We start from the raw sequence: 24,329 nt of genomic DNA, 5'->3' as shown, positions 1-24,329 counted from the left end.
GGGAGCGTGTCTTATCCTCTGCCGCCTGAGGAAGGGACGAGGGCTCGGCAGGGATGGAATAGGAGGCGCAGTTCGCGGGACCCTGGCCTCGCCCTGTCATTCCGGATCACCGCTAGTCAGGTAGTCCCACATCCGCTCGTAGATGCGCCCGGCACCGGTGGCGCGCAGAACGGTTTCCTCGGGCGTCAGGAAGGCCGGCTCGGCGGCGGACCCGACGGCGAGGCAATCCAGCTCGACCCGCGCGGCATCTTCCAGATACCAGGTGAAAACCACCGCCTGTTCCAAGGTCTCGGCGGCCGTGACCACGCCGTTGCCGCGCATCACCAGCGACCGCCCGTCGCCCAGCGTCTCGGCCAAAGCGGCGGCCTGGGCGTCGTCGCGCAGCAGCATGGGATTGTCCCACAGCGGCGGGCGCGGCGCGAAATACGAACCGAAGCCATGGCGCGGCGAAGGCGTGCGCCGCAGGGTGCTGAGCGACATGGCCTTGGGCGGCATGCTGCGCACCACCCCGCCGACATCGGGACGGCGGCGATAGATCATCTGGTGGATGCGGACCTCGCCCAGCACGCCCTCGGGCAGCGGGCCATGGACGGGGACCACCGTCCCGGCTTCGCCCGGCTCGATCAGCCCCATGGGCTTGGCGGCGCATACCAGGAAATGGTCGCTATCCAGGCGCAGGCTGCAATGGCCATAGGCATGGACCAGGCCGTGGCGCGCCAGGGCGCGGGCGGCACGGCGCACCAGCACTTCCGCCTCTTCGCGGGCGGAGACGGCATAAGGCACCGGCTGGGCCTGTTCAGACACAGTCATCTTGGTCATGGACGTCCTGCCTTCCACTTGTTCCGGCTTATTTGAATTCTTTGATGTTCGGCTTGGAGCCCCACATGCAGAAGCCTTCCGGCGCGGCCGGGAACTGACGCGGATGATGCGAGGCTTCGTCGTGGATGAGGGCGACGCCGGTGGAGTATTCGAAGATCATGCCCTCGGGGCCCTCGAAATAGAGGAACATGGCGCCCGAGGTGGGATGCCGGCCCGGCCCGAAGACCACGTTGACGTTGTGGCGCTGCATGAAATACCAGGACCGCATCACGTCATCGATGGATTCGACCTGGTGGTTGATATGCTGGATACCCGGCCGGTCGGTGGGGAACAGCGCCAGCGTGTGATGAACCTCGTCGATCCGCAGCAGGGGCGAGGTGCCGATCCAGTCGCTGACCCGGCCGTTGCAGATGGTGGTCCAGAAGACCTCGTCGCGCGGCGGATTGGTGCTGCACAGGCCGACATGGCTGAAGCTGGTGATGCCGGCATCGCGGGCGGGGAAATAGCGCCGTCCGATGCGCTGGGGCCGCACGACCAGTTCGATCTTGTTGCCGGTGGGGTCACGGAAGGCGATGAAGCGCGACACGCGCCGCTCTTCCGCCTCGTCGGGCGTGCCCATGACGACCCGGTATTCCGCCCGCTCCAGTTCGGCCGCCGCGGCGTCGAGGGCGTCGGCCGAGGACAGTTCGAAGGCCAGGGTATGGTCCCGCGGGTCGCCCTCGAAATAGCAGAGGGTATGATCGCTGTTATCCGCCCGCAGATAGGCCCGCTTGCCTTCCTGACGGACGAGTTCGAGACCGACGATCTCCGTCGCGAAGCGCACGGCTTCGGCGAGATCGCGGGTGCCCAAGCGCGCATAACAGACCTGATGCAGATCGATCATGGTGTTCTCCCTGGGGCCACAGCGGCCTGTGGCTTCCTTCTTTGGTTCTTTGTTCGCGGCTGCCTTATGCGGCGGCAGCTCTGTTTGTATGGAGGCTAACAAGAGAGCGGCTATGAAGGGAAATGAATGTTTCTCCCGCTTCTATAACCGCGCGGCATAACAAGAGCCGCCCCGGCATGGCCGGATCTAGCGGCTTTTCCGGTCCCGTTCGGCCGGGCCGGAGAAGGGACCGGCGGCCTGGCTTTCCTCTTTCCCGGCCAGGCGGATGGCATCGATCAGGGATTCGGCGGCACGCGAGAGGGCCACGCCCTTGTGACGGGAAATGCCGACGGGACCGAAGGACAGGGCGGAGGAAAGATTGAGCCGCTGGAGCATGCCCGCCTGCACCTCCACCCGCACGACCCGCCAGGGGAAGGCGCAGATGAAGTCCTCCTCGAGGACGAGGCTGCGATTGGTCACCACCGAGATCGAATCGCAGGGCGAGGCCGGAAGATCCAGGCCAAGATCGTGGAAGGCCGCCTCGATCTGCTGCCGCAGCGTGGTATCGGGCAGCGGCAGGATCCACGGCCAGTCCAGAAGCTGCGGCAAAGTCGGCTTTTCAAGCGCGAGCGCCGGATGACCCGGGCGGACCACCAGGGCGACCTCTTCCTGATACAGCGCCTCGACCTCCACATCCCGCCGGTAGCGGTAGGACGGCAGCCGCCCCACGATGAAATCGAGGTCGTTGCGGGTGAGCATGGGGATCAGGAAATCGTAGGTCCCCTCGATCACGGTGATGCGAATGCCCGGCTTTTCCCGGTGAATACGGGCGACGGCCCGGGGCAGGATCGAGGCGCTGCCCGCGATCAGGGCGCCGACGGTCACCCGGCCCCGCGCCCCCTCCTTGACGTCGACGATCTCCTCGACCGCCCGGTCGAGCTGCGAGAAGATCAGCCGGGCATGCTTGGTCAGGAGCAGGCCGAATTCCGTCGGCTGGGTGCCCCGGCTCGTGCGGATGAACAGCTCGACGCCGAGGCTTTTCTCGACCTCGCGGATGATTTTCGTGACCGCCGGCTGGGTCAGCCCCAGCTCCTTCGAGGCCTCCAGCAAGCTGGGGTTGTCCGCGACGGCGAGAATGGTCCGAAGATGCTGAATTTTCGCACGCCGGGACCAATTCTCTAGCTTCATCAACGTCACGTCACCCGTCCTTTCCAGGCCCCGGACCGGAAGCGCCCAGGCTGTTCCCCGATCTTGGAGGGGAAGCGGAGGTGCGGCAAGTGGCCTTTTTCAGGCTTCGCCTCCACTCAGGACGGGCAACACCGGCTCAAACCGCCGCGCAGGAACCGTCCGAGCGCGGGTCGCTGGCCCCTTCGATCACGCCCGAGGGATGGAAGACGACGCCCCCGGCATGGCCCATCATGTCCTCGAACGGCCCGACCACCTCGATGTCGTGCCCGACCTCCCGCAATTGCGCGATCAGCTCCGGATCGAAGCGGTTCTCCAGCTTCAGCGTCGTGGTCTCCGCTCCCCAGGTGCGGCCGAGCAGCCAGCGCGGGGCGGTTACCGCCGCCTGCAGGTCCTGGCCGAACAGGGCATAGCGGCTGAACACCGCCGCCTGGGTCTGCGGCTGGCCTTCGCCGCCCATGGTGCCATAGGCCAGGATGCGGCCGTCGGCGAACTGGGCCATGGCCGGGTTCAGCGTATGGAAGGGCAGCCGTTCCGGGGCCAGTGCGTTGGGGCCGTCATGCAGCGTGAAGCTCGATCCGCGATTCTGCCACAGCACGCCGGTTTCCGGTACGACGACGCCACTGCCGAATTCCCAGAAGATGCTCTGGATATAGCTGACCACGCGCCCGTCCTTGTCGGCGGCGCCCATCCAGACGGTATCGCCGGGAACGGTCGGCTGCGGCCAGGGCGCCGCCCGCGTCCGGTCGATCCGTCCGGCTTCCTGGGCCAGGACGGCGGGCGTCAGCCAGACCTGCGGATCGGCGCTCATCCGGTCCGGATCGCCGACATAGGCGTTGCGCAGCAAGAAGGCCCGCTTGGTCGCCTCGACCAGGCCGTGGACATGCTCGAAGCCCTCGGCGCTGTTGACGCCCAGACGCTCGAACAGGCCCAGGATCATCAGCGAGGAAACGCCCTGGGTCGGCGGCGGCATGTTGAAGACGCACCCCATCGGCAGGTCGAGACCGAGCGGCTTCACCCGCCGGGCACGATAGGCTTCGAGATCGGCCAGCCGCAGCGGGCTATCGATGCGCTCCAGGAAGGCGGCATTACTGCGGGCCACGTCGCCCCGATAGAAATCGTCGAGCCCGGCCTCACCAAGGCGGCGCAGCGTCTCGGCCAAAGCGGGCTGACGCAGGACGGAATGGACAGCCGGTGCCCCGCCTTGCGCGAAGACATCGGAAAAGCCCGGCACATCCTGCAATTCCGGCAGTTTATCCCGGGTCAGCCTGTGCTGGGACGGCGTGACCACGATGCCGTCCCGGGCATGGCGGACGGCATCGCCGAGCAGGCGCTGCAACGGCAGGGGATTTCCCCAAGGCGCCGCCACCGCCAGGGCCTCGGCCCAGCCTCCGACGGCCCCGGCTACGGTCAGGGCCGCCTGGGGACCGCGCGCCGGGATCACCGCCATGCCCCGCTCGCGATAGAAGGCGGGAGAGGCCGCCCGGGCCGCAGGCCCACAGGCCCTGACGGCCACCGGCGCCTTGCCCGGTTCCGCGATCAGCCAAAAGCCATCGCCGCCGATGGCATTCATATGCGGATAGACGACGGCGATGGTCGAAGCCGCGGCGACCATCGCCTCGACCGCATTGCCGCCCTCGCGCAGCACGTCGGCACCGGCCTGGGCCGCCAGATGATGGGGCGCCGTGACCATGCCCGAGAGAGAGGTGCGCGTATGTAGCATGGGGAAATCCTTCGCTTTGGAAACCAGGCTCTGGCGGCGTCTCAGGCCGCCATGAAGGAGACATGCGCGGCCACCACGCGCCAGCCTTCGGGGGTGCGCATCCAGGTCTGGCTCTGCCGGCCGATCTTGGCGATGCCGGGGCGGACGAATTCCGTGTTGGCGGTGGCGAAATCCCGGCCGTAGGTGGTGATGACGGTGCGGGTCAGGCTGCGGTCCAGCCCGCTCGACGGGCGGGCGGCGCGGAAGGCGGCGATTTCCTCGTAGCCGTAGAGATTTTCTCCGGCGCCGTAGCGCAAGGTGTGCGGGCTGTTCCAGAACAGCTTGTCCAGGACCTCCACGTCATTGGTCACCAGGGCCTTCTCGTATTCCATGAAGGCGTCGGTCACTTCGGCCAGAACGTCCGGCAGATTGATCTCGGGCACGTCTCGTCTCCTGTTTGGGATTGTCAGCGAAAGCCGGTCGCGGACGGGCAAAGCGGCAGGTCGAGCCGCGACGGTGCCGTCCCGCCATGGGTGACGGTCAGCGTCACGACCTGATTGTCGATGGAGCGGGCCTCGGCGAAGGCCTGGCCCGTTCCCGGATTGACGGCGAAAGCCGGGAAATTGGCGGCGGCGATGGACAGGCGCAGGGCATGGCCCGCCGGCAGGGTGGCGCAAAGGGCGCGCAGGGAAAGCGTGACCGGCCCGACAGGGACGCCATCCACGCGCCGATAGCCCTGGGTGAGGTTGTAGACCTTCCCCTCGGGCGTGACCTGGGAGAGAATCGCGCTGATATCGAAACTCGGGCAATCGGCGCTCACCGACAGCGTCAGCGACACTTCTCCGGCCAAGCACATGTCCCGGTCCAACGGCGCGGTGGTAAAGCACAGGACATCGCTGCGGTCGTCGACGGCGCCGCGTTCCTGCATTCCCCCCGGCTGGGCATTGTGGCCGCCGAGGAAGGGAACCGGACGCCAGGGATCATGGACGAAACTGTCCTCGGCCATCTCTGCCGGTCGGTCCGCTGCAAGGACGCCCGATTGCGTGGTGGCGGCCAGCCCGTCGCTGTCCGTGAACAGGGCCAGGGGCCGGGGCTGCGGCCAGTCCTCGAAGGTCCGCCACGTCCGGGCGGCGAGGTCGAACAGCCGTACCGGCGACTCGTCCTCGATACCGTTCTCCACGCCCTTCAGAAAGCGGTCGAACCAGGCAAGCTGCAACCGGTCGATGGCGGCCACGGCCTCGGGGCCGAAATCCACGCCCCCGACACGCCGCCCCCAGGGAAGGTGCGTCCAGGGGCCGATGACCAGCTTCTGCGGCGCGGAAGAACGCGCCCTGGCCGCCCGGTAGCAGTTCAATGTCCCCATCAGGAAGGAATCGTACCAGCCGCCGATATGCAGCATAGGCACGTCCATCGCCTTGCCCTCCAGGGCGGCACGGGGGGCGATGCCGTCCCAATAGTCGCCGGGGGCCGGGTTTTCGATCCAATCGGGGTAATGGCCGTAATGGCCGTACTTCTCCATCACCGGCGGCCAGGCCGGGCGGGCGGCATGGACGGGCAAGGCGCGGGAGGCGGCGAAAAGGGCCTGGAAGGCCTCTTCGTCCCCGGCCAGACGCGCCTGTTCCGCCGCCATCTGAATGCCCCAGCCGAGACCGCCGGCGAAACAGAAGGCGCCGCCTTCATAGGCCCAGTCGGAATGCATGTCCCAGCCCGTCATGGTCGGGCACAAAGCAGCCAATTCCGGCGCGCCCGAGGCCAGGGCCAGCAATTGGGTGTTGGCCTGATAGGAAAAGCCGTACATGCCGACGCGCCCGCTGGAACCGGGCAGTCTTGCCGCCCAGGAGACGCTTTCGCCGCCATCGGCGACATCGTCGGCGAAGAGGCGGAACCGGCCTTCGGAGCTGCCCCGCCCGCGCACATCCTGTATGACCACCAGATAGCCCTGGGCGGCATACCAGCGGGGATGGGCGAAAACCACGGTCGAGGCGATGCGCCGTCCATAGGGCTGGCGCATCAGCAGGACCGGGAATTCCCCCGCCGCGTCGGGACGATAGAGATCCGCATCCAGCCGCACCCCGTCGCGGGTGGTCATGGAGACGGTTTCCGGGCCCGTCACGGCAAAGGGCGGCCTGTTCATTCGGCCAGCCCCGCCAGCAGGTCGGTGCTGTTCGTCACGAAGCCGAAGCATTGCTTCACGTTGTAAAGCGTCGCCTGCCAGCAGTAATCGGGCGAGGTGGTGGCGCTGCAATCCTCGAGAAGGATGCAGTCATAGCCCAGGAAATTGGCGTCCTGCAGCGTGCAGAGGACGCATTGATCGGCATTGACCCCGGCGAAGAGCAGGGTCTCTACCTTCAGGTTGCGCAGGATCGAATCCAGCGGCGTGTCCCAGAAACCGCTCATCCGGTATTTGTCGACGCGGATGTCGCCCTCCTCGACCGGCAGTTCGTCGACCACCGCCGCCGCCCAGGAATCTTTCTGCAGGACCGGTGCGCCCCTGGACGGCAGGGGGTCGCCCAGCCCCACCCCTTCGCCGGTCGGCTTGTAGACATGCAGCAGCGACGGGCTGAGATTGAGCAGATCGGGCCGGTTGCCCCAATTGACCCAGATGACCGGCACCCCGGCCCGGCGCAGGGCCGGAAGCGCCTTCCGCAAGGGATCGATGGGAGTGCGGGCGGGGGCGACATCGACGCCGATATGGGCCAGCCAGCCCTCGGGGTGGCAGAAGTCGTTCTGCATGTCGATGACGACGATGGCGCTGCGCGCCAGGTCCAGCGTCAGGGATTGCGGCTCGCCCCGGACACTGACGGGCCGGGGCGCCACGGGGCGTCGCACCAGGTCGACGGCGGTTTCGGAAACCTGCCACTGATTCGCGGCGGAGGAGCCCAAGGGCAGTTTCTTCTGGGAAAAGGTCATGGCGGTCACTGCTCGGTGGCGGGTTGCGGAAGGCTGTGGCGCTCGACGCAGGCCAGCAGGGAAAGATCGCTGCCCCGCGCGCCGATCAGGGACAGGCCGATGGGACAGCCCTCGACCTTGACCCCCGGTAGGGAAATCTGCGGCAGGCCCGACAGCCCGGCGATGCAGGTCAGACTGAGCGCCCGGTTGCGGAAGGCTTCCAGCTCGGCGGGCGGCGTCCGCAGGAAGGGGGCCGGACCGGGTGCACTGGGCAGACACAACACCGTTCCCGGCGGCACCAGGGCTTCCATCCGGGCACGAATGTCGGCCCGCTTGGCCTGGGCGGCGGCGACCTGTTCCCCGGTGATGGTGGAGGCCCAGTCGAAACGTTCGCGGATGCCGGGACCGAAGGCGGGATCGGTGGCGCGGATCCAGGCGCCATGGGTCTGCCAGATCTCCCATCCCTGGAGGATGCGGAAGACCGGCAGCCATTCCGCCAGCCCCTCCGGCGCGACGATCACCGAATCCTCCAGGGGGAAACGGGCCAACGCCGGGATCAGGGCATCCCGCACCGGGGCATCGAGCAGGGCGAAGGCATCCTCGGCGAGCAGGATGCGCTTGACCGGCACGCCGCCCCGGCCGGAGGGCAGAAGCGCCTCGCCGACCTTGCGCAGGATGGAAGCATCGCGGGCGAACCAGCCGATCGTGTCGAAGCTGGGCGCCAAGGGCACCAGCCCGTCGGCCGGGATGACACCATGGCTGGGCCGCATGCCGAAGATACCGCAATAGGAGGCCGGAATGCGGATGGAACCGCCGGTATCAGTACCCAACGCCGTGTCCACCAGGGCACCCGCCACGGCCGAGGCCGATCCGCTGGACGAGCCGCCGGGGATCCGCTCCGGCGCCTGGGGATTGACCGGCGTGCCGTAATGGGCGTTCTCGCCGTTCAGGCTGTAAGCCAGTTCATCCGTCTGGGTCTTGCCGACCAGGGTCGCGCCCGCCGCCAGCAGGGCCGAGACCGCCGAGGCGGTGTGCTCGGCCGGGGCATGGGTCCGCGCCCAGTCGGGATTTCCCGCCCCCGTAATCCAGCCTTCGACGTCGAAGAGATCCTTGGCGCCAAAACTCAGACCCGACAGCGGACCGCCGGGCCGTCCCATCAAAGAGGGCTGGGCGCCGGGGCAGAAGGCATTGAGGGGGTCGTTCATGTCTCCTCCTGAACAAAACGCTTCGGAGACATTCAATCTTCATGCCAGATCCGCCGCCCCGTCCCATCGAAAGGGGTGGCACGAACATTGCTGCGAGAAAGCGATCCGCATCCCAAACCGAGAGAGCGTCATGACGCCGATCAAGAAGTCCCTCGCCGATTATCCCTGCTACCGCATCACCGAAGACGACTCGAACTACTTCGGCATCGTCGTCGATACCGTGGGCGACGGCGTGCCCTGGATCACCGTGATCGAGATCTTCGAGGAAGGCGGCAAGACCCCTCCCAACAGCCATTCGGCGGCGCAGGAGATGTTCTTCGTCCTGAAGGGAGAGGGGAAAGCCAGATGCGACGGCCACGAGACCACGCTCAAGGCCGGGGACGTGCTGGTCCTTCCCGCCGGCTCGGTGCATGAGGTCGAGAATACCGGCAAGGGCAAGATGTATTGCCTGACCACCATGATCCCCAACCAGGACTTCGCCGAACTGATCCGCCACGGCATTCCGACCCGCTTCGACGCCGAGGACCTGGCCGTGCTCGAAGGCCGCTGAAGCGGCAGGAATCCGCGAAAAACCATTCCACGGGAGTATTGAAATGAGCCTCGCCCCGCGCCGCTACTGGCACGAATTGACCACCTGCGATTTCGAGACGATGGACAAGGACCGGACGGTGGTGATCCTGCCCGTCGCCGCCATCGAACAGCACGGCCCGCATCTGCCGGTCTATGTCGATGCCTGCATCAACCAGGGCCTGCTGGACCTGGCCCTGACGAAGATGCCCGGCGACATGCAGGCCCTGGTCCTGCCCATGCAGGCGGTCGGCAAAAGCAACGAACATCTGGGCTTTACCGGCACGCTGACCCTGTCGGCCGAGACGCTGACGCGGGTCTGCACCGAGATCGGCGAATCCGTCCACCGTGCCGGCTTCCGCCGCCTGGTGCTGCTCAACAGCCATGGCGGCCAGCCCCAGATCATGGATATCGTCGCCCGCGACCTGCGCGTGCGCCTGGGCATGTTCGTGGTGACGGTCGGCTGGTCGCGCATGGGCATGCCGCCTGATCTCTTCACCAAGGAGGAACTGAAGCACGGCATCCATGGCGGCGCGGTGGAAACCTCGCTGATGCTGCATCTGCGCCCCGATCTGGTGAAGATGGAAGAGGCGCTGAATTTCGTCTCCCTCTCCGAGGAAATGGAAGGGGAATATCGTTTCCTGACGCCGGAAGGACGCGTGGGCTTCGGCTGGCAGACCCAGGACCTCAATCCCCATGGCGCCTGCGGCGACGCCACGGCGGCCAGCGCCGAGAAAGGCGCGCTGGTGGCCGACCATGCCGCCGCCCGCTTCGTGGAACTGGTCGAGGAAGTCGCCCGCTTCCCGCTGGAATGCCTAAAAACGAAACAGTTTCCGAAGGAGTCTGATTAGTTTTTATTCACACTTTTGAGTATTGTGTGCAATCTTTCGCGCCCTCGGTTTCGGGGGCGCTCCTTTCCTCCCGGGCCTCCGCCCCTTCGAGAAGACCCGGCATGGCGGACAGATATTTGTCGGAGGCGCTGGCCGAGGCGGCCACATGCTTGAGCATCAAGGACGCAGCCCCGCCGCCATCCCCTTTGTGAATGGCATCCATGATGGCGTCATGCTCGACGAAGGACTGGGACAGGCGGCCCAGCAAGCGGAATTGCGCGCGGCGGAACGGGGCGATCCTGGCACGGGCGGCGAAGGCGCAATCGCTGAGATAGCGGTTATGGGCGCCCTTCAAGATGGCTTCGTGGAAGCTTAGATTGATTGCGTCATAGCTCTCGAAATCCCCGGCCAGCACGCATTCCCGGCTATGCTCGTGGATCACCTGCAAGGCGCGCCTTTCCTGCGGCGTCATGCGCATGGCGGCGTTGCGGGCGCAAATCGCTTCCAGATCGGCGACCAGTTCGAACATCTCGCCCAAATGATCCGCCGGAATGGCGACCACGACCACGCCGCAATGGGGGCGGCTTTCCACCAACCCCGTCGCCGCCAGCTGCTTCAGCGCTTCGCGCACGGGCGTCCGGGAGACGCCGAACCGCTCCGCCAGATGCTGCTCGCTCAGGCGCGCGCCCGGCTTTATGCGGCCGGTCAGGATGTCGTCGGCCAACTCCAGACGCATCTGGTCCGGCAGGACCGCCTTGACGCCTCCTTTCTTCACCATCCTCCGCCCCTTCTTTCTTACTGCCGGCCCTAGTCATCCCTCACCCCTCCGGCAGTGTCAACCGAAGGCCACGGAAAACGCCTCGGGCGCATGATTGCGCACAATGGGGTCATTTATGCACAAAAAATATGCATAATTACGGAAGCACACCATCCGTGCATATTTTCTGCGCGAACGAACTTTCCCGGAATCCCGTCCCTCTCCCCGTTCCGCCGTGCATTGGCATAGCGCTTGCGAAGAAGCTTCCAGCACTTATGGGAGCGACGATGAGCTATCTGTCCTTAGTCAGTCTGGAAAAGCGCTACGGCGAGACGCTTGCCGTGAAGTCCCTTTCCCTCGAGATCGAGCGCGGCCAGCTGGTCAGCCTTCTCGGCCCCTCGGGCTGCGGCAAGACGACGACCCTGCGCATGGTGGCCGGTTTCATCGAGCCGACACGCGGCATGATCCTGATCGATGGCCAGCAGGTGCATCGCCAGCCGCCCCACCGCCGCAATATCGGCATGGTCTTCCAGAATTACGCCCTGTTCCCCCACATGACCGTCTTCGGCAACGTGGAATTCGGCCTGAAGATGCGCCGCCTGCCGTCCGCCGAGCGCCGTCAGCGCGTCGGCGAGGCGCTGGAGATCGTCGGCCTGGCCCATCTGGCCGAGCGCTATCCCGCGCAACTTTCGGGCGGGCAGCAGCAACGCATCGCCCTGGCCCGCGCCCTGGTCATCCGTCCCGACGTGCTGCTTCTCGACGAGCCGCTGAGCAATCTGGACGCCACGCTGCGCGCGGAAATGCGCGTGGAGATCCGCCGCATCCAGCAGGAACTGGGCATCACCACCCTGTTCGTCACCCATGACCAGGACGAAGCCCTGAGCATGAGCGACCGCATCGTGGTCATGGCTAGCGGCGAACTGGTCGAGGACGCGCCGCCGGTCACCCTGTCGGAACGTCCCCACCGCCTGTTCACCGCCTCCTTCCTCGGCGCCCGCACGGTGCTGCGGGGGAAAGCCGTTCCCGGCCCCGAGGGAAAGGTCTTCGTCGCCGATTGCGGCCTCGTCGCCACCCTGCCGGAAGCCGCGCCGCTGGGCGCCAATCACATGGTGCTGCGCGCCGCCCGCCTCGGCTGGTCGCACAATCCCCCGGAACGCAGCCAGCCCTTCATGACCGAGGCCAAGGTCAGGGAAGTCACCTATCTGGGCGACGACGTGGAAATGACGGTGGAGGCCGCCGGCCAGTCCATCCGCCTCATCCGCCCCTCCTCCGAGACGCCTCCCGAAACCGGCGCCGCCATCTGGCTGTTCGGCGATTCTTCCGCCGTGGCCTTTCTTTCGGAACCCCTGGCTCACGCCTAATGGAGTTGAGGACTACATGACCGACTTTTCCAGCAACATCTCCCGCCGTCGCTTCGGAAAACTCGCTTTGGCGGCAAGCTCCGCCCTGGTGACACCGGCAATCTTCACCCGTTCCGCCAATGCCCAGATCAAGAAGGGCGACGAATTGACCGTCGGCATCTGGGGCGGAGCCCAGGAACGAATCACACGGGAATTCATCGCCAAGCCGCTCGAAGAGAAATACGGCGTCAGGATCAACTTCGTGCTGGGCGGCACTCCCGACCGCCGCAGCCGCGCCTATGCCGAACGCGGCCGCCCCAGCTTCGACGTGATCTACCTGAACATCTTCGAAAGCCGCCAGGCCGTCCGCGACCGCGTGACCCAGCCCGCCAGCGAATCCGTGCCGGCCTACGAGCATCTCTACGACATCGCCCGCCAGGGCGGCTACGGCGTGGCCTTCAACCCGGTAACCATCGTCTACGACAAGACCAAGGTGGAGCCGATCACCTCGTGGAAGGATTTGTGGCGCCCCGAATTGCGCGGCCGCATCATCTGGCCGACCTATCCCGGCGCCCAGGGCACGGCGGCCCTGCTGATGACCGCCAAGGTCTGGGGCGGCAGCGAGACCGATATCGACATCGCCTTCAAGAAGATCGCCGAACTGAAGCCCTTCCCCGCGCTGCAAGGCAGCCAGGACCAGCTGTTCACCATGTTCGACCAGAAGATCGGCGATGTTTCCATCGAATTCGGCAGCTTCACCCGCTCCTACGCCGAAAGCCGCAATCCCAACATCGCCATCGCCACGCCCGAGGAAGGCCAAGCCGTGGCGATGAACGTGGCCTGCATCACCGAGGGCACGCCGCACCAGAAGCTGGCCGAGGAATGGGTCAACCTGCACCTGTCCGAACCCTGCCAGCTCGCCTATAGCCGCGAGATCTATTACAGCCCCACCGTCAAGAACATCACCATGCCCGACGACCTGCGGGAAAAACTGATCGTCGGCGAGGAACAGGTGGCGACCCTGGTCGATTTCGATTGGGACGTGGTGGTCAAGAACCAGTCGGCCTGGACCCAGCGCTTCAACCGCGAAATCACGAGCTGACGCCATGACCCAGACCGCTGCCCTGCTTTCCACCGAAGCGATTTCATCGCCCAAGCCGAGGCGGCGGTCCGCCCTGGGCGGCCTGCTGGTCGCCCCCCTGGGGCTTTGGCTGCTGGCCGCCTTCGCCCTGCCGCTGGGTGTGGTCACCCTGCTGAGTTTCCAGCCCACGGCGGACCTGTTCGAGCCGCTGTCGCTGCTCCCGTCCCTGGAACAATACGGGCTGATCATCGGCGACGGCTATTACCGCACCATCTTCTTCGACACGCTGCTGCTGGGGGCGGGCGTGTCCGTGATCTCGGCCGTCCTCGGCTATCCCATCGCCCTATGGCTGGTCAGGCTGCCGCCGCGCTGGCGGGCGGCGGGCGTCGCGCTGATCCTGGTGCCGCTGCTGACCAATGTGGTGGTGCGCTCGCTGGGGATCATGCTGATCCTCTCGCCGGCGGGCGTCGTCTCCCAGATCGTCACCTTCTTCGGCCTGCCCGAGCCACGGCTGCTGTTCAATTGGTTCTCGGTCGGCGTCGCCCTGATCCAGGTCTTCCTGCCCTATATGGTGATGTCGCTCTACGACTCGCTGCAATCGGTCGACCGGCGGGTCGAGGAAGCCGCCGCCAGCCTGGGCGCGCCGCCCATCCAGCGCTTCTTCTCCGTCATCCTGCCGCTTTCCCTGCCCGGCCTGCGCTCGGGGCTGGTCATCGTCTTCCTGATGACCTCGACCGCCTATGTCAGCGCCACCCTGCTGGGCGGGAAGAATGTCTGGACCAGCGGCATGGTGGTCTTCGAAGAGGCCATCCAACTGCTCAACCACCCCAAGGCCTCGGCCATGGCGATGCTGATGCTCGTCGCCTCGCTGGCCGCCAGCGCCCTGATCGGCTGGGTGATCGGGCGGCTGATGCCCTGGACCTCAGGCAAGCGCCCCCTGTCCCTGCCCCGCCTGGAACTGCCCACGGCGCTGGCCCATGGCGCCTCCGCCGTCATCGAGGCTCTGGGGCCGTGGGTCGCCCGGCTGCTGCTTCTGCTATCCATGGCCATGCTGCTCTTCCCCATGGTCCTGGTGGTCGTCAGCTCGGTCAACGACAGCCCGCAGGCCACGGTCGCCACCTTCGTCGGCTTCACCTGGAAATGGTACGGGCTGATCTTCGACAATGTCCGCTACATCGACGCCTTCATCGTGTCGCTGCAGCTCGCCTTCGCTTCGGTGATCGTCGCCCTGGCTCTCAGCCTGCCGGCGGCCTTCGCCCTGGCCCGCCACCCCCTGCCCGGGCGCGAGATCATCATGGCGATGTTCATGCTGCCGCTGGCCCTGCCCGGCATCGCCATCGCCCTGGGCATGCTGCGCCTGCTGCAATGGTTCATGGAGATCCCGCCCTTCCTGGGCCTGCTGGCGGTGCATGTGGTGCTGATCGCCCCCTTCACCCTGGCCCTGCTGCGCACCTCGGTCGCGCAGCTGGACAAGACCCTGGAAGAGGCCGGGGCCGGATTGGGCGCGGGCCCCTTCGACCGTCTGCGCTACATCATCCTGCCGCAGCTCACGCCGGGCATGCTGGCGGCGGGGATCATCGGCTTCCTGATTTCCTTCGGGGAGGTGACGGTCACGGCCTTCCTGACCACGGCCCGCATGCAGACCCTGCCGGTGCGGATCTATGCCGAGGCGACCTTCAGCCTGGAAAACACCGTCAATGCGGTCAGCACCCTGATCATCCTGATGACCGTGCTGCTGCTCATCGGCGTCAACCGCTTCGTCCGCCTGGACCGCGTCTGGCACCGCTGAGGCGGGGCCTCATCCTCGTCATTCCCGCGAAAGCGGGAATCCATGAAGCCGCTTTTTAACGGTACATATCCCGTTGGGCCCCGACATGGACCCCCGCTTTCGCGGGGGTGACGAATGGAACGGGCGGAATCCGGGCGGAATCAGTGCGGCTCTTTTTCCTACGAGACCTTGGGAACCACCAGTTCCGGCGTGGCGACCGACAGGCGCCGTTCGGTTTCTGCGTGGAACAGGTGGAGATGGGGCAGCGAGCCGCGCAGGCTGAGGCGGTCGCCCGCCGCGACAGTGGATTCGCGGGACAATTCGACGGTCAGCAGGCGTTCCGCCCCGACATCCACATGGGCGAAGGCCTGGCTGCCCAGATGCTCGACGACGGAGACTTCCCCCGTCCACCAGGCCTCGGATTCGGAACAGGGCGACAGGTCCTCGGGCCGGATGCCCAGGATGACCTGATCCGTCACCGCGCCATTGCCGGGCAGATGCACCGGCACCGCCTGAAGCGGCAGGCGCAGGGCCATGCCGTTGGCGCTGGCCTCGACCGGACAGAGCATGGTGTTCATGGTCGGGCTGCCGATGAAGCGCGCGACGAAAAGGGTCTGGGGGCGGCGGTAGAGTTCCAGCGGCGGCCCCACCTGCTCGACCCGCCCGGCATTCATGACCACGATGCGGTCGGCGAGCGTCATCGCCTCGACCTGATCATGGGTCACATAGACGGTGGTGGCCTGCATGCTGCGATGGAGCTTGGCCATTTCCAGGCGCATCTCGATCCGCAGCGAGGCGTCCAGGTTCGACAGCGGCTCGTCGAACAGGAAGGCGTCGGGATGACGGACGATGGCCCGGCCCATGGCGACGCGCTGGCGCTGGCCGCCGGACAATTGGGCCGGGCGGCGTTCGAGGAAGGGCTCGATCTTCAGGATGCGCGCGGCCTCGGCCACGCGGGGCTTGATCTCGGCGGGCTTGGCGCCGCGCATGCTGAGCCCGAAGCCCATATTGGCCTCCACGCTCATATGCGGATAGAGCGCGTAATCCTGGAACACCATGGCGATGTTGCGCTCGGACGGCGGCAAGTGGTTGACCATGCGGTTCCCGATCTGGATGGTCCCGGAGGTGATGTCCTCCAGGCCCGCGATCATGCGCAGCAAGGTGGACTTGCCGCAGCCGGACGGCCCCACCAGGACCACGAATTCACCCTCGGCAATCGCCAGGTCGATACCGTGCACGACCTGAAAGTCCCCATACGCCTTGCGGACGCTTTCCAGGGTAATTGCAGCCATCACCCTTCCTCCTTCAATTCTTTCTTGCCTTGTTATCGTACGCGGATTATCAATGTCAATATCAATAACCGATGGAACGAGGCTCGACGCATGCCCCCAGCTTCACCTGCCCGCTCTTCCGGGGAGGCTTTTTCCCGGTCCGCGCATATGGATGACGTGTTTGAGACGCTCAAGCGCGACATCATGCTCGGCGAGCTGGAGCCCGGTGAAGCGCTGACGGAACTCGACCTCGCCGCCCGCTTCAGCTGCAGCCAGGGCCGTGTACGCGAAGCCCTGCTGCGCCTGCAAGACGAGGGGCTGGTGGTCCGCCAGGGGCGCCGGGGCACCCATGTGTCGACCTGCACCGCCGACGAGGCGGTGGAGATGTTCCGCCTGCGCCACATGATGGAATGCCGCGCCATCCGCCGCACCGTCAAATCCCCCAGCCGCCGCCTCAACGACGACCTGGCCGCGCTGGTCCGCGCCATGGAGGAAGCGGCAGAGGCGAATGACGAATACCTGCTGGCGGAAATCGACCGCGACTTTCACCGGCGGCTGTTCAGCGACGCCAATCTACCGGCCCTCCAGCCGATCCTGCATCGCTGCCTGGTCCACAACCACCGCTTCAAGATCGCCCAATCCGACGAGGTCCGCGACCTGATGATGACGGCCAAGCGCCATTGGCCCATCGTCGAGGCCGTGGCCCGCCGCGACGGCGACGAGGCGGTGCGCCTGCTGGGCCACCATATCGCCACCATCGTCGATGTCGGCGACGACATCTTCGCCGACAGCGGTATCCTGCCATGACCGCCCAATCCCCCGAACTGGACGCCACCCTGTCGGCCGAGATGGCCGCCCTCCTCGAGCAGCTCGCCCGCGAGCTGGGGCCGGTCCCCGATCCCACCCTGCTGCCGCCCGCCGAAGGGCGGGCGATGACGGAAGAAGGCAACAGGCGCTGGAACACCGATCTGCCGCCCATGGCGGCGGTCAGCGAGATTACGATACCGGCCGACCCCGCTTTGTCCTCCGCCCCCTGCCGCATCAAGGTGCTGGTCCCGCCCAATGCCGGAAGCGGCGCGATCCTTTTCGCCCATGGCGGCGGCTTCGCCCTGTGCAGCCCCGAATCCCACGAACGCTGCGCCCGCGTGCTGGCCTGCGACTCAGGGCTCCCCGTGCTGCTGCCCGATTACCGGCTGGCGCCGGAACATCCCTTCCCTGCCGGGCTGATGGACGTCATCGCCAGCCTGCGCGCCGTGCAGGAGCGGCCCGAAGATTTCGGCCTGACGCCGGGCCCGCTGCTGGTGGCGGGCGATTCGGCGGGCGCCAACCTGGTCCTGGCCGCCATGCTGCATGAACAGGAACAGGGACGCCCCCTGCCGGCGGGTGGATTGTTCTTCTACGGCGTCTTCGCCGCCGATCACGACACCCCCTCGCACCGCTTCTTTGCCCAGGGTCCGGGCCTGACCACGGCCAAGATGCAACGCTATTGGGATTGGTACCTGCCCGACCACGCCGCCCGCGACAACGTTCTGGCTTCCCCTTTGCGCGCCGACGACGCGGCGCTGGCCGGGCTGCCGCCGCTGTTCCTGCTGGCGGCCGGGATCGACCCCCTGCTTTCCGACACCCTGTCCCTGTCCGCCCGCCTCGAGACCCTGGGGCGCAAGGACCCGCTGACGGTGGTGCCCGGCGTCATTCACGGCTTCCTGCAGATGACCCATTCCCTCGCCGCCGCCCGCCAGTCTCTGGCGGCTGCCGGCGAGGCGGCGCGGCAGATGAGGAGGGCGACCGACTAGTACAAAGAGCGCCTACTCTTTCCTAGGGAGGAACAAATGAAAAAAATCATGGCGACATTCGGAATGGCGGCGGCGCTGATGCTGACCGGCGCCGCGAATGCTCAAGAAACAGTTCATTTCTGGTACCATTTCGACAATCCCGAAAACCCTATGTCGGAACTGGTCGAGAAGTTCGAGAAAGCCAATCCCGGCATCAAGATCGACGCCGAGAACGTTCCCTGGAACAGCTATTACGACTCGCTCTACACCAATCTGGTCGGCGGCAACGCCCCGGATGCGGCGATGGTCAAGCTGTTCGCCCAGCCGCGCCTGGTGGACATGGAGGCCCTGGAGCCGCTGGATGACCGCATCGCGGCCTGGGCGGGCAAGGACGACCTGATCGACAACATCCTGGAAATCAATGCAGGACCGGACGGCAAGCAATACTACCTGCCGGTCCAGTATGTGGTTCTTTACCTCTATTACCGCACCGATCTGTTCGAGCAGGCCGGCCTCACCCCGCCGAAGACCTGCGAGGAATTCCTGCACGCCGCCAAGACCCTGACCATCGACGAGAATGGCGACGGCACGCCCGATATCTACGGCTTCGGCTTCCGCGGCGGCCGGGGCGGCCACGACCATTGGGGCACCTTCGTCCTGGGCCATGGCGCCAAGTTCGAGAAGGGCGGCCTGACTACGCCGGAACTGATCAAGGCCAATCAATGGCTGGTCGACCTGTTCCGCGAGCACAAGGTCTTCCCGCCGTCCGCCCCCAATGACGGCTTCCAGGAAATCATCGGCGCCTTCAAGGCGGGCAAGACGGCCATGACCATCCACCATATCGGCTCGGCCAACGACATCGCCCAGGCCCTGGGCGACAAGGTCTCGGCGGTGCCGGTGCCGCAATGCGGCGAGAAGCCCTGGACCCTTTATGGCGACGAATCGCTGGCGATCTTCTCCTCGTCCAAGGTGAAGGACGCCGCCTGGAAGTGGATCTCCTTCCTGGCCGAGGCCGAGAACAACGTGCTGTTCAACCAGGCCACCGGCCAGCTGACCGTGACCAAGAGCGGTTCGGAAAACTGGACGCTGCACGACAAGCGCTTCGTCGATGCCACCGTGGCCTCGATGCCCTTCGCCGCCTTGCTGCCCCAAACGCAGGAGACTTCGGACTTCGTCAACACCGTCTGGCCGACGACCATGCAGCGCGCCCTGACCGGCCGCATTTCGGCGGAGAGGATGATGCAGGAGATCGAGGCGCTCTACGCGCAGTGATGCCTGCCCCGGCTGCGACGGGCTGACCGTCGCGGCCGGGCCTTCCCCACCACCCTTGTTTTCCTGTTTCCATAATGGGTGATGCGATGAGCAACCAAGCGATCGCAGCGCTGGATGGCGTGCGCATGCCGTCGCGGCGCAGGCTTCTTCCTTATGTGCTGATGACCCCGGCGGTCCTGGTGACGCTCCTGATCGTCTTCCTGCCGATGATCGAGGCCCTGGTCACCAGCCTCTACGACTTCGTGCTGTCCCGGCCGAGGGCGACCCAGTTCGTCGGCTTCGACAATTACGTCCGGCTCATGCAGGACGAGGTCTTCTGGATCTCGCTGGGCCATACCGCCATCTGGATCGGCCTGACCGTTCCCCTGCAGATGGCCCTGGGCTTGGTCGCCGCCATCCTGCTGAACCGCACCTTCTTCTGGCGCGGGCTGGCCCGGGCGCTGGTGATCATCCCCTGGGCGCTGCCCAGCGTGGTCATCGCCCTGATGTGGCGCTGGATCTATGATTCCAATACCGGCGTGCTGAACGACCTGCTGCTGCGCCTGTCGATCATCCAGACGGCGGTGCCCTGGCTGGCCGATCCCGACCGCGCGCTTTATGCCATCGTCGTGACGCTGGTCTGGCAGGGCTTCCCCTTCTTCATGGTGATGATCCTGGCCGGGCTTCAGGGCATTCCGAAAAGCCATTACGAGGCCGCCTCGATCGACGGCGCCAGCTCGTGGAAGCAGTTCATCCACATCACCCTGCCCGGCCTCGCCGGGGTGCTGATCACGGCCGCCCTGCTGCGCATCATCTGGGTCGCCAATTCCATCGACGTGATCTACGTCATGACCGGCGGCGGTCCCGGCTATGCCACCCATACCCTGCCGCTCTACGCCTTCGTCAAGGCCCGCCAGAATCTCGATTTCGGCTATGGCTCGGCCATCGCCGTGGTCTTCACCCTGCTGCTGGCCGGCGTGGTGGCGCTCTATCTCGCCCGCACCCGCAAGGAGGCCGACCGATGAAACGCAAAGAGCCGCTCTGGCGCAGCCTGCTGACCACCCATATCCCGGTCCTGGCCATCGTCTTCTTCGCCATCGGGCCCTATCTGTGGATGTTCTTCACCTCCATGACTCCGGCGCAGCACCTGTCGGCGCAGGGCGTGGCGGTGACGCCGCTGAGCTGGTCCTTCGAGAATTACGAGCGCCTGCTGGCCCGCACCTCCTTCCTCACCAATATGGGGCACAGCCTGATCGTCGCCCTGGGAACGGTGGTGCTGGGCCTGACCGTGTCGGTAACGGCGGCCTATGCCATCTCGCGCTTCCGCTTTCCCGGCCGCAACGTGCTGATGACCCAGTTCCTGGTCGTCAACATGTTCCCGGTGGTGCTGCTGATCCTGCCGCTGTTCATCCTGATGCGGCGGCTGGGCCTGCTGGATACGCATATCGCACTGATCCTGGCCAATTCGACCGTGGCCATTCCCTTCTCGGTGTGGATGCTGACCAGCTACATCAACGCCATTCCGCGCAGCCTGGACGAAGCGGCGATGACCGACGGCTGTTCGCGGCTGGCGGCCCTGCGCCGCGTGGTGCTGCCGCTGGCCCTGCCCGGCATCATCTCGACCGGCATCTACATCTTCATCACCGCCTGGAACGAATATCTCTACGCCCTGACCCTGGGCGGCCGCAACACGCGCACCATGACCGTGGCGATCCAGACCCTGATCGGCGAATACCAGATCGAATGGGGCCTGCTATCGGCCGGCGGCGTGGTCGGCGCCCTGCCCGCCGTTGTCCTGTTCCTCTTTGTCCAGCGCCGCCTCGTCGGCGGTCTCACCCAAGGGGCCGTCAAAGGCTAAGTCCTTGCTTTAAGGTCAACCCATCATGAACCCTATCGGTCTAATCTCGATGCAATACGCCCGGCCCTTCACGGCCGAGCATTTCCCCCTCTTCGGGAAGATGAAGCAGCTTGGCTTCGACTTCGTCGAACTCCTCGTCCCGGAAAAGGGCGAGCTGGACCTGAAAGAGACGCGCCGCGCCCTGTCCGATGCCGGGCTGGACGTGGTGCTGGCGGCCCGCGTCAACCTGGAACGCAACCTTTCCAGCGACGATCCCGCCGCCCATCAGGCCGGGGTTGATTACCTGCGCTATGCCGCCGATTGCGCCGCCGCCCTGGAAGCGCCCATCGTCGGCGGTCCGCTGACGGGCAATCCGCTGGTCTTCGCCGGCCGCCCCCCGGCCCCGGTCAGCGAGCAGGAGCGGCTGGCCCGCAAGGAACGCTGCGTGGCCGGGCTGAAGGCTGCCGGCGACCATGCCGAAAGCGTCGGCGTGAAGCTGGCCGTCGAGCCGCTGAACCGCTTCGAGAGCGACGTGCTGTGCACCACCTTGCAGGCCATGGAATTGCTCGACGCGGTCGATCACCCGGCCGTCGGCGTGATGCTCGATACTTTCCACATGCATATGGAAGAGTCCTCGATCCCCGAGGCCATCCGCTTGGCCGGATCGCGCCTGATCCATTTCCAGGCCAATGAAAACCATCGCGGCTTCCCCGGCACCGGCGCCACCGACTGGGTGGCCGTCTGCCGCGCCCTGCACGAGGTCGGCTATCAGGGCCCGATCTCGCTGGAGCCCTTCCGCCGCAACGACGACCGCTTCGGCGTGCCCTTCGCCCAATGGCGCGCCCCGCATGAAGACGAAAGCGAGCGCCTGGCCGCCAGCGTCGAGTTCATGCGTTCCCACTTGTCCCTCACGAGGTATCGGCGATGACTCTCAAGATCGGCTGGATCGGCTGCGGCATTCATGCGACCCAGATGCTGCTGCCGCAATTGATGCGCCATGACGTCCAGATCGTGGCCCTGTGCGATACCAATGGCGAAAGGCTGGCCGCTGCCGGGCGTCAGTTCGGCGTGAGCGAACTGACCAACGATGCCGAGGCGCTGATCGCCAGGAAGGATATCGACGCCGTCGGCATGGCCGTCGGCCCGGCCCAGCATCTGGCCTTCGGCAAGGCCGCCCTGGCGCGCGGCCTGCCGGTCTTCATGGAAAAGCCCCCGGCCTCGAATGCCGCGGAAGCCCGCGAATTGCTTGCCGCCTCGGAAAAGGCGGGCAAGGCGCTGACCTTGGGCTTCATGAAGCGCTATTCGGTGGGCAACAAGATCGCCCGCAACGTCCTGTCCTCGGGCGAGTTCGGACGGGTGCTGGGGTTGACCGGCTATTACATGACGGCGCCGACCTATTTCGCCGGCAATGTCGATTATACCGGCTTCTTCCTGCATCACTGCGTCCACTACATGGACCTGGCGCCCTTCTTCGTCTCGCCGATCCGCGAGATCCGGGCGCGCAAGGTCGAGAACGGCCCGGGCCGCCTGCTGTTCCATGCCGCCATCGATTTCGAATGCGGCGCCATCGGCAGCATCGCCATGGGCACGGTGCAGTCGCGCGGCACGCCGGTCGAAAGAATCGAGATCATGGGCGACCACAACCGCCTGGAAATCGACGACGTGATCGAGGTGCGCTGGCACCGCAACCCGCCCTTCAAGTCGGAAGACCCGGCAGCAACCCTGGCCAATGACGTGGACACGCTGACCTGGAAGCCGAACTTCACGGCGGCGGCCAACGAGGACTTCAAGGGCTACCACGCCTTGCTGGCCGATGTGGTGAAGGCGCTGCGCGGGGAAGAGTCCAACGCCCCGACCATCGTCGACGGCGTTACCGCCATGGTCCATCTCGACGCCTTGCGGCGCTCGCTGAACCTGTGATCCCGGTGGGGGCAGGAGGCTCCGCCCCTCCTGCCCCGGCGTTGGCCCGCCCCGTCCTTCGAGACGCCGCCAAGGCGGCTCCTCAGGACGAGGCTAATAAAACAAACCTCATGCTGAGGAAACCCAACGGGTTGTCTCGAAGCATGAACAAGCGCTCAGTTTTCCTCGGGAATGGAGAAGTAAAGGGGATGCTTGTCCCGCGCCTCCTCGATCGTGCCTTGCAGGTCGTCCAGATGCACGTTCAGCGCCTGGACCGCCCGCTCGGGATCATGGGACGCAACGGCTTCGAGGATGGCTTCATGTTCGGCGATAACCACCTTGATCCGCCCCAGCACCGGCAGCGTCAGGCGGCGGTAGCGGTCCACCTGGACCTTGACTTGCTGGGCAACGCCCCACAATCCCGGCAGGCCCGCCGCTTCGGCCAGGGCGGCATGGAAGGCTTCGTCGGCTTGGTGAAACGCCTCGTAATCCTCGGTCGCTTCCGCTTCCCTCTGCCGCTCGATGATCGCCTGCAATTGGACGATCTGGCTGCGCGAGGCGCGTTCGGCGGCATATTTCACCGAAGCTTCTTCCAGCACGCGGCGGATGGTGATGGATTCCGGCAGGGCCGCCAGCGGGATGCGCGAGACGAAGGTGCCCGATTGCGGAAAGATCTCGATCAGGGATTCGTCGGCAAGCTTCAGCATCGCCTCGCGCACCGGCGTGCGGCTGACACCATAGGTTTCGGCGATCTGCTTTTCCGAAATGGCCTCGCCCGGCTTGCGGCTCAACGAGACGATCTCGTGGCGCAGGTCGCGGTAGATGACGGCGGCAATCGAAGTGCCCCGCTGCGCCGGCCGCGCCACGGGTTTCACCCGCTGGCGACGGCCAGCCGGCGCGGATTCGGCCTTTTTCGCTTCCAGTTCCATTCAGCCTTCCTTTCCGCACCTGTTCTTGAAAGTGGCACGGTTTTAAAACAATGCAGTCGACGGATCAGCCCTCAGGGAGTCTTAGAATATGGCCGTCGTTTTGGCGAGCCTGATGCAAGCACCTCGAAACCGTATCCGCAGCCTCTGCGGCAACATATATACTAGTATATTTATTCCCTCTCCGTCCTCCAACCTCTTTCGACCCGGTGGAGATTAAACATATTGGTCAGGTCGCATATCATCCTGGCTCACGCAACCACAGCGGCAGGCTCCGCGTACCGGCCTCGCCGCCGCCATCTCCCGCCGGGGCGGGCCAACCCCTTGGCGCAGAGCGGAAAGCCCCGCTCTTCGCTGTCCGGAACGCA

At 65.8% G+C, this 24,329-nt stretch carries 23 protein-coding genes; 12 read left to right on the top strand and 11 right to left on the bottom strand.

The features are described from left to right. Positions 1-96: 96 nt before the first annotated feature. From EPD66_RS19750 to EPD66_RS19715, 8 genes are all read right to left on the bottom strand, one after another. Positions 97-819, bottom strand: a complete 723-nt coding sequence (locus EPD66_RS19750; RefSeq protein ID WP_255448592.1) for a class II aldolase/adducin family protein — start codon at positions 817-819, stop codon at positions 97-99. Between the two features lie 28 nt (positions 820-847). Continuing rightward, positions 848-1,702, bottom strand: a complete 855-nt coding sequence (locus EPD66_RS19745) for a VOC family protein (RefSeq protein WP_142850242.1) — start codon at positions 1,700-1,702, stop codon at positions 848-850. A 186-nt stretch (positions 1,703-1,888) separates the two neighbouring features. Continuing rightward, entirely contained in the window at positions 1,889-2,869 is a 981-nt protein-coding gene (locus tag EPD66_RS19740; RefSeq protein WP_221931041.1) for a LysR substrate-binding domain-containing protein, read from the bottom strand. 136 nt (positions 2,870-3,005) lie between these two features. Further along, a complete protein-coding gene (locus EPD66_RS19735; protein ID WP_142850241.1) occupies positions 3,006-4,589 on the bottom strand; it encodes a gamma-glutamyltransferase family protein in 1,584 nt (527 codons plus the stop codon). A 41-nt stretch (positions 4,590-4,630) separates the two neighbouring features. After that, the gene (gene hpxZ / locus EPD66_RS19730; protein WP_221931040.1) at positions 4,631-5,011 is read right to left on the bottom strand and encodes an oxalurate catabolism protein HpxZ; all 381 of its coding nucleotides are present in this window, start codon (positions 5,009-5,011) and stop codon (positions 4,631-4,633) included. 23 nt (positions 5,012-5,034) lie between these two features. Further along, positions 5,035-6,657, bottom strand: a complete 1,623-nt coding sequence (locus EPD66_RS19725) for a CocE/NonD family hydrolase (RefSeq protein ID WP_142850272.1) — start codon at positions 6,655-6,657, stop codon at positions 5,035-5,037. A gap of 41 nt (positions 6,658-6,698) precedes the next feature. Beyond that, a complete protein-coding gene (locus tag EPD66_RS19720; protein WP_142850240.1) occupies positions 6,699-7,478 on the bottom strand; it encodes a cysteine hydrolase family protein in 780 nt (259 codons plus the stop codon). Between the two features lie 5 nt (positions 7,479-7,483). Next, positions 7,484-8,662, bottom strand: coding sequence for an amidase (locus EPD66_RS19715; RefSeq protein WP_142850239.1), 1,179 nt, complete (start codon positions 8,660-8,662; stop codon positions 7,484-7,486). A gap of 130 nt (positions 8,663-8,792) precedes the next feature. On the opposite strand from EPD66_RS19715, the gene EPD66_RS19710 reads away from it, so the two are divergent. Both EPD66_RS19710 and EPD66_RS19705 read left to right on the top strand, forming a co-directional pair. Further along, complete coding sequence (locus EPD66_RS19710) at positions 8,793-9,212, top strand: cupin domain-containing protein (RefSeq protein ID WP_142850238.1); 420 nt, start codon at positions 8,793-8,795, stop codon at positions 9,210-9,212. Between the two features lie 43 nt (positions 9,213-9,255). Next, positions 9,256-10,080 (top strand): creatininase family protein, encoded by an 825-nt coding sequence (locus tag EPD66_RS19705; protein WP_142850237.1) that lies wholly within the window; start codon positions 9,256-9,258, stop codon positions 10,078-10,080. 7 nt (positions 10,081-10,087) lie between these two features. On the opposite strand, the gene EPD66_RS19700 is transcribed toward EPD66_RS19705, so the two are convergent. Next, positions 10,088-10,837, bottom strand: coding sequence for a GntR family transcriptional regulator (locus EPD66_RS19700; RefSeq protein ID WP_142850236.1), 750 nt, complete (start codon positions 10,835-10,837; stop codon positions 10,088-10,090). Between the two features lie 266 nt (positions 10,838-11,103). Between EPD66_RS19700 and EPD66_RS19695 the strand changes: the two genes are divergently transcribed. From EPD66_RS19695 to EPD66_RS19685, 3 genes are read left to right on the top strand one after another with little or no spacing between them, the layout of a single operon-like run. After that, positions 11,104-12,177 (top strand): ABC transporter ATP-binding protein, encoded by a 1,074-nt coding sequence (locus EPD66_RS19695; protein WP_142850235.1) that lies wholly within the window; start codon positions 11,104-11,106, stop codon positions 12,175-12,177. A gap of 16 nt (positions 12,178-12,193) precedes the next feature. Then, a complete protein-coding gene (locus EPD66_RS19690) occupies positions 12,194-13,258 on the top strand; it encodes a PotD/PotF family extracellular solute-binding protein (protein WP_142850234.1) in 1,065 nt (354 codons plus the stop codon). 4 nt (positions 13,259-13,262) lie between these two features. Next, on the top strand, positions 13,263-15,026 hold the full coding sequence (locus EPD66_RS19685; protein WP_142850233.1) for an iron ABC transporter permease: 1,764 nt from the start codon (positions 13,263-13,265) through the stop codon (positions 15,024-15,026). A 158-nt stretch (positions 15,027-15,184) separates the two neighbouring features. On the opposite strand, the gene EPD66_RS19680 is transcribed toward EPD66_RS19685, so the two are convergent. Then, the gene (locus EPD66_RS19680; protein WP_142850232.1) at positions 15,185-16,297 is read right to left on the bottom strand and encodes an ABC transporter ATP-binding protein; all 1,113 of its coding nucleotides are present in this window, start codon (positions 16,295-16,297) and stop codon (positions 15,185-15,187) included. A gap of 156 nt (positions 16,298-16,453) precedes the next feature. Here EPD66_RS19680 and EPD66_RS19675 point away from each other — a divergent pair, with 156 nt between their 5' ends. The 7 genes from EPD66_RS19675 (at position 16,454) to EPD66_RS19645 (ending at position 23,056) form a co-directional block, all read left to right on the top strand. Then, complete coding sequence (locus tag EPD66_RS19675; RefSeq protein WP_221931038.1) at positions 16,454-17,083, top strand: GntR family transcriptional regulator; 630 nt, start codon at positions 16,454-16,456, stop codon at positions 17,081-17,083. Next, entirely contained in the window at positions 17,080-18,069 is a 990-nt protein-coding gene (locus EPD66_RS19670; protein ID WP_142850230.1) for an alpha/beta hydrolase, read from the top strand. Before EPD66_RS19675 ends, EPD66_RS19670 begins: the two co-directional genes overlap by 4 nt. A gap of 48 nt (positions 18,070-18,117) precedes the next feature. Next, the gene (locus tag EPD66_RS19665; protein ID WP_221931037.1) at positions 18,118-19,320 is read left to right on the top strand and encodes a sugar ABC transporter substrate-binding protein; all 1,203 of its coding nucleotides are present in this window, start codon (positions 18,118-18,120) and stop codon (positions 19,318-19,320) included. A gap of 86 nt (positions 19,321-19,406) precedes the next feature. Next, positions 19,407-20,324, top strand: coding sequence for a carbohydrate ABC transporter permease (locus EPD66_RS19660; RefSeq protein ID WP_142850228.1), 918 nt, complete (start codon positions 19,407-19,409; stop codon positions 20,322-20,324). Continuing rightward, the gene (locus EPD66_RS19655; RefSeq protein WP_142850227.1) at positions 20,321-21,157 is read left to right on the top strand and encodes a carbohydrate ABC transporter permease; all 837 of its coding nucleotides are present in this window, start codon (positions 20,321-20,323) and stop codon (positions 21,155-21,157) included. The genes EPD66_RS19660 and EPD66_RS19655 overlap by 4 nt, the downstream gene beginning before the upstream one ends. A 25-nt stretch (positions 21,158-21,182) precedes the next feature. Further along, a complete protein-coding gene (locus tag EPD66_RS19650; RefSeq protein ID WP_142850226.1) occupies positions 21,183-22,064 on the top strand; it encodes a sugar phosphate isomerase/epimerase in 882 nt (293 codons plus the stop codon). After that, positions 22,061-23,056, top strand: coding sequence for a Gfo/Idh/MocA family protein (locus tag EPD66_RS19645; protein ID WP_142850225.1), 996 nt, complete (start codon positions 22,061-22,063; stop codon positions 23,054-23,056). Before EPD66_RS19650 ends, EPD66_RS19645 begins: the two co-directional genes overlap by 4 nt. A gap of 155 nt (positions 23,057-23,211) precedes the next feature. Here the strand turns inward: EPD66_RS19645 and EPD66_RS19640 are convergent, their stop codons facing one another. Next, a complete protein-coding gene (locus EPD66_RS19640; RefSeq protein WP_142850224.1) occupies positions 23,212-23,964 on the bottom strand; it encodes a GntR family transcriptional regulator in 753 nt (250 codons plus the stop codon). Between the last annotated feature and the right edge of the window lie 365 nt (positions 23,965-24,329).

The sequence above is a fragment of the Telmatospirillum sp. J64-1 genome (genome assembly GCF_006980715.1).
Taxonomy (GTDB): Bacteria; Pseudomonadota; Alphaproteobacteria; order Rhodospirillales; family Magnetospirillaceae; genus Oleiliquidispirillum; species Oleiliquidispirillum nitrogeniifigens.
This window is presented reverse-complemented; position numbering and strand designations above follow the sequence as displayed.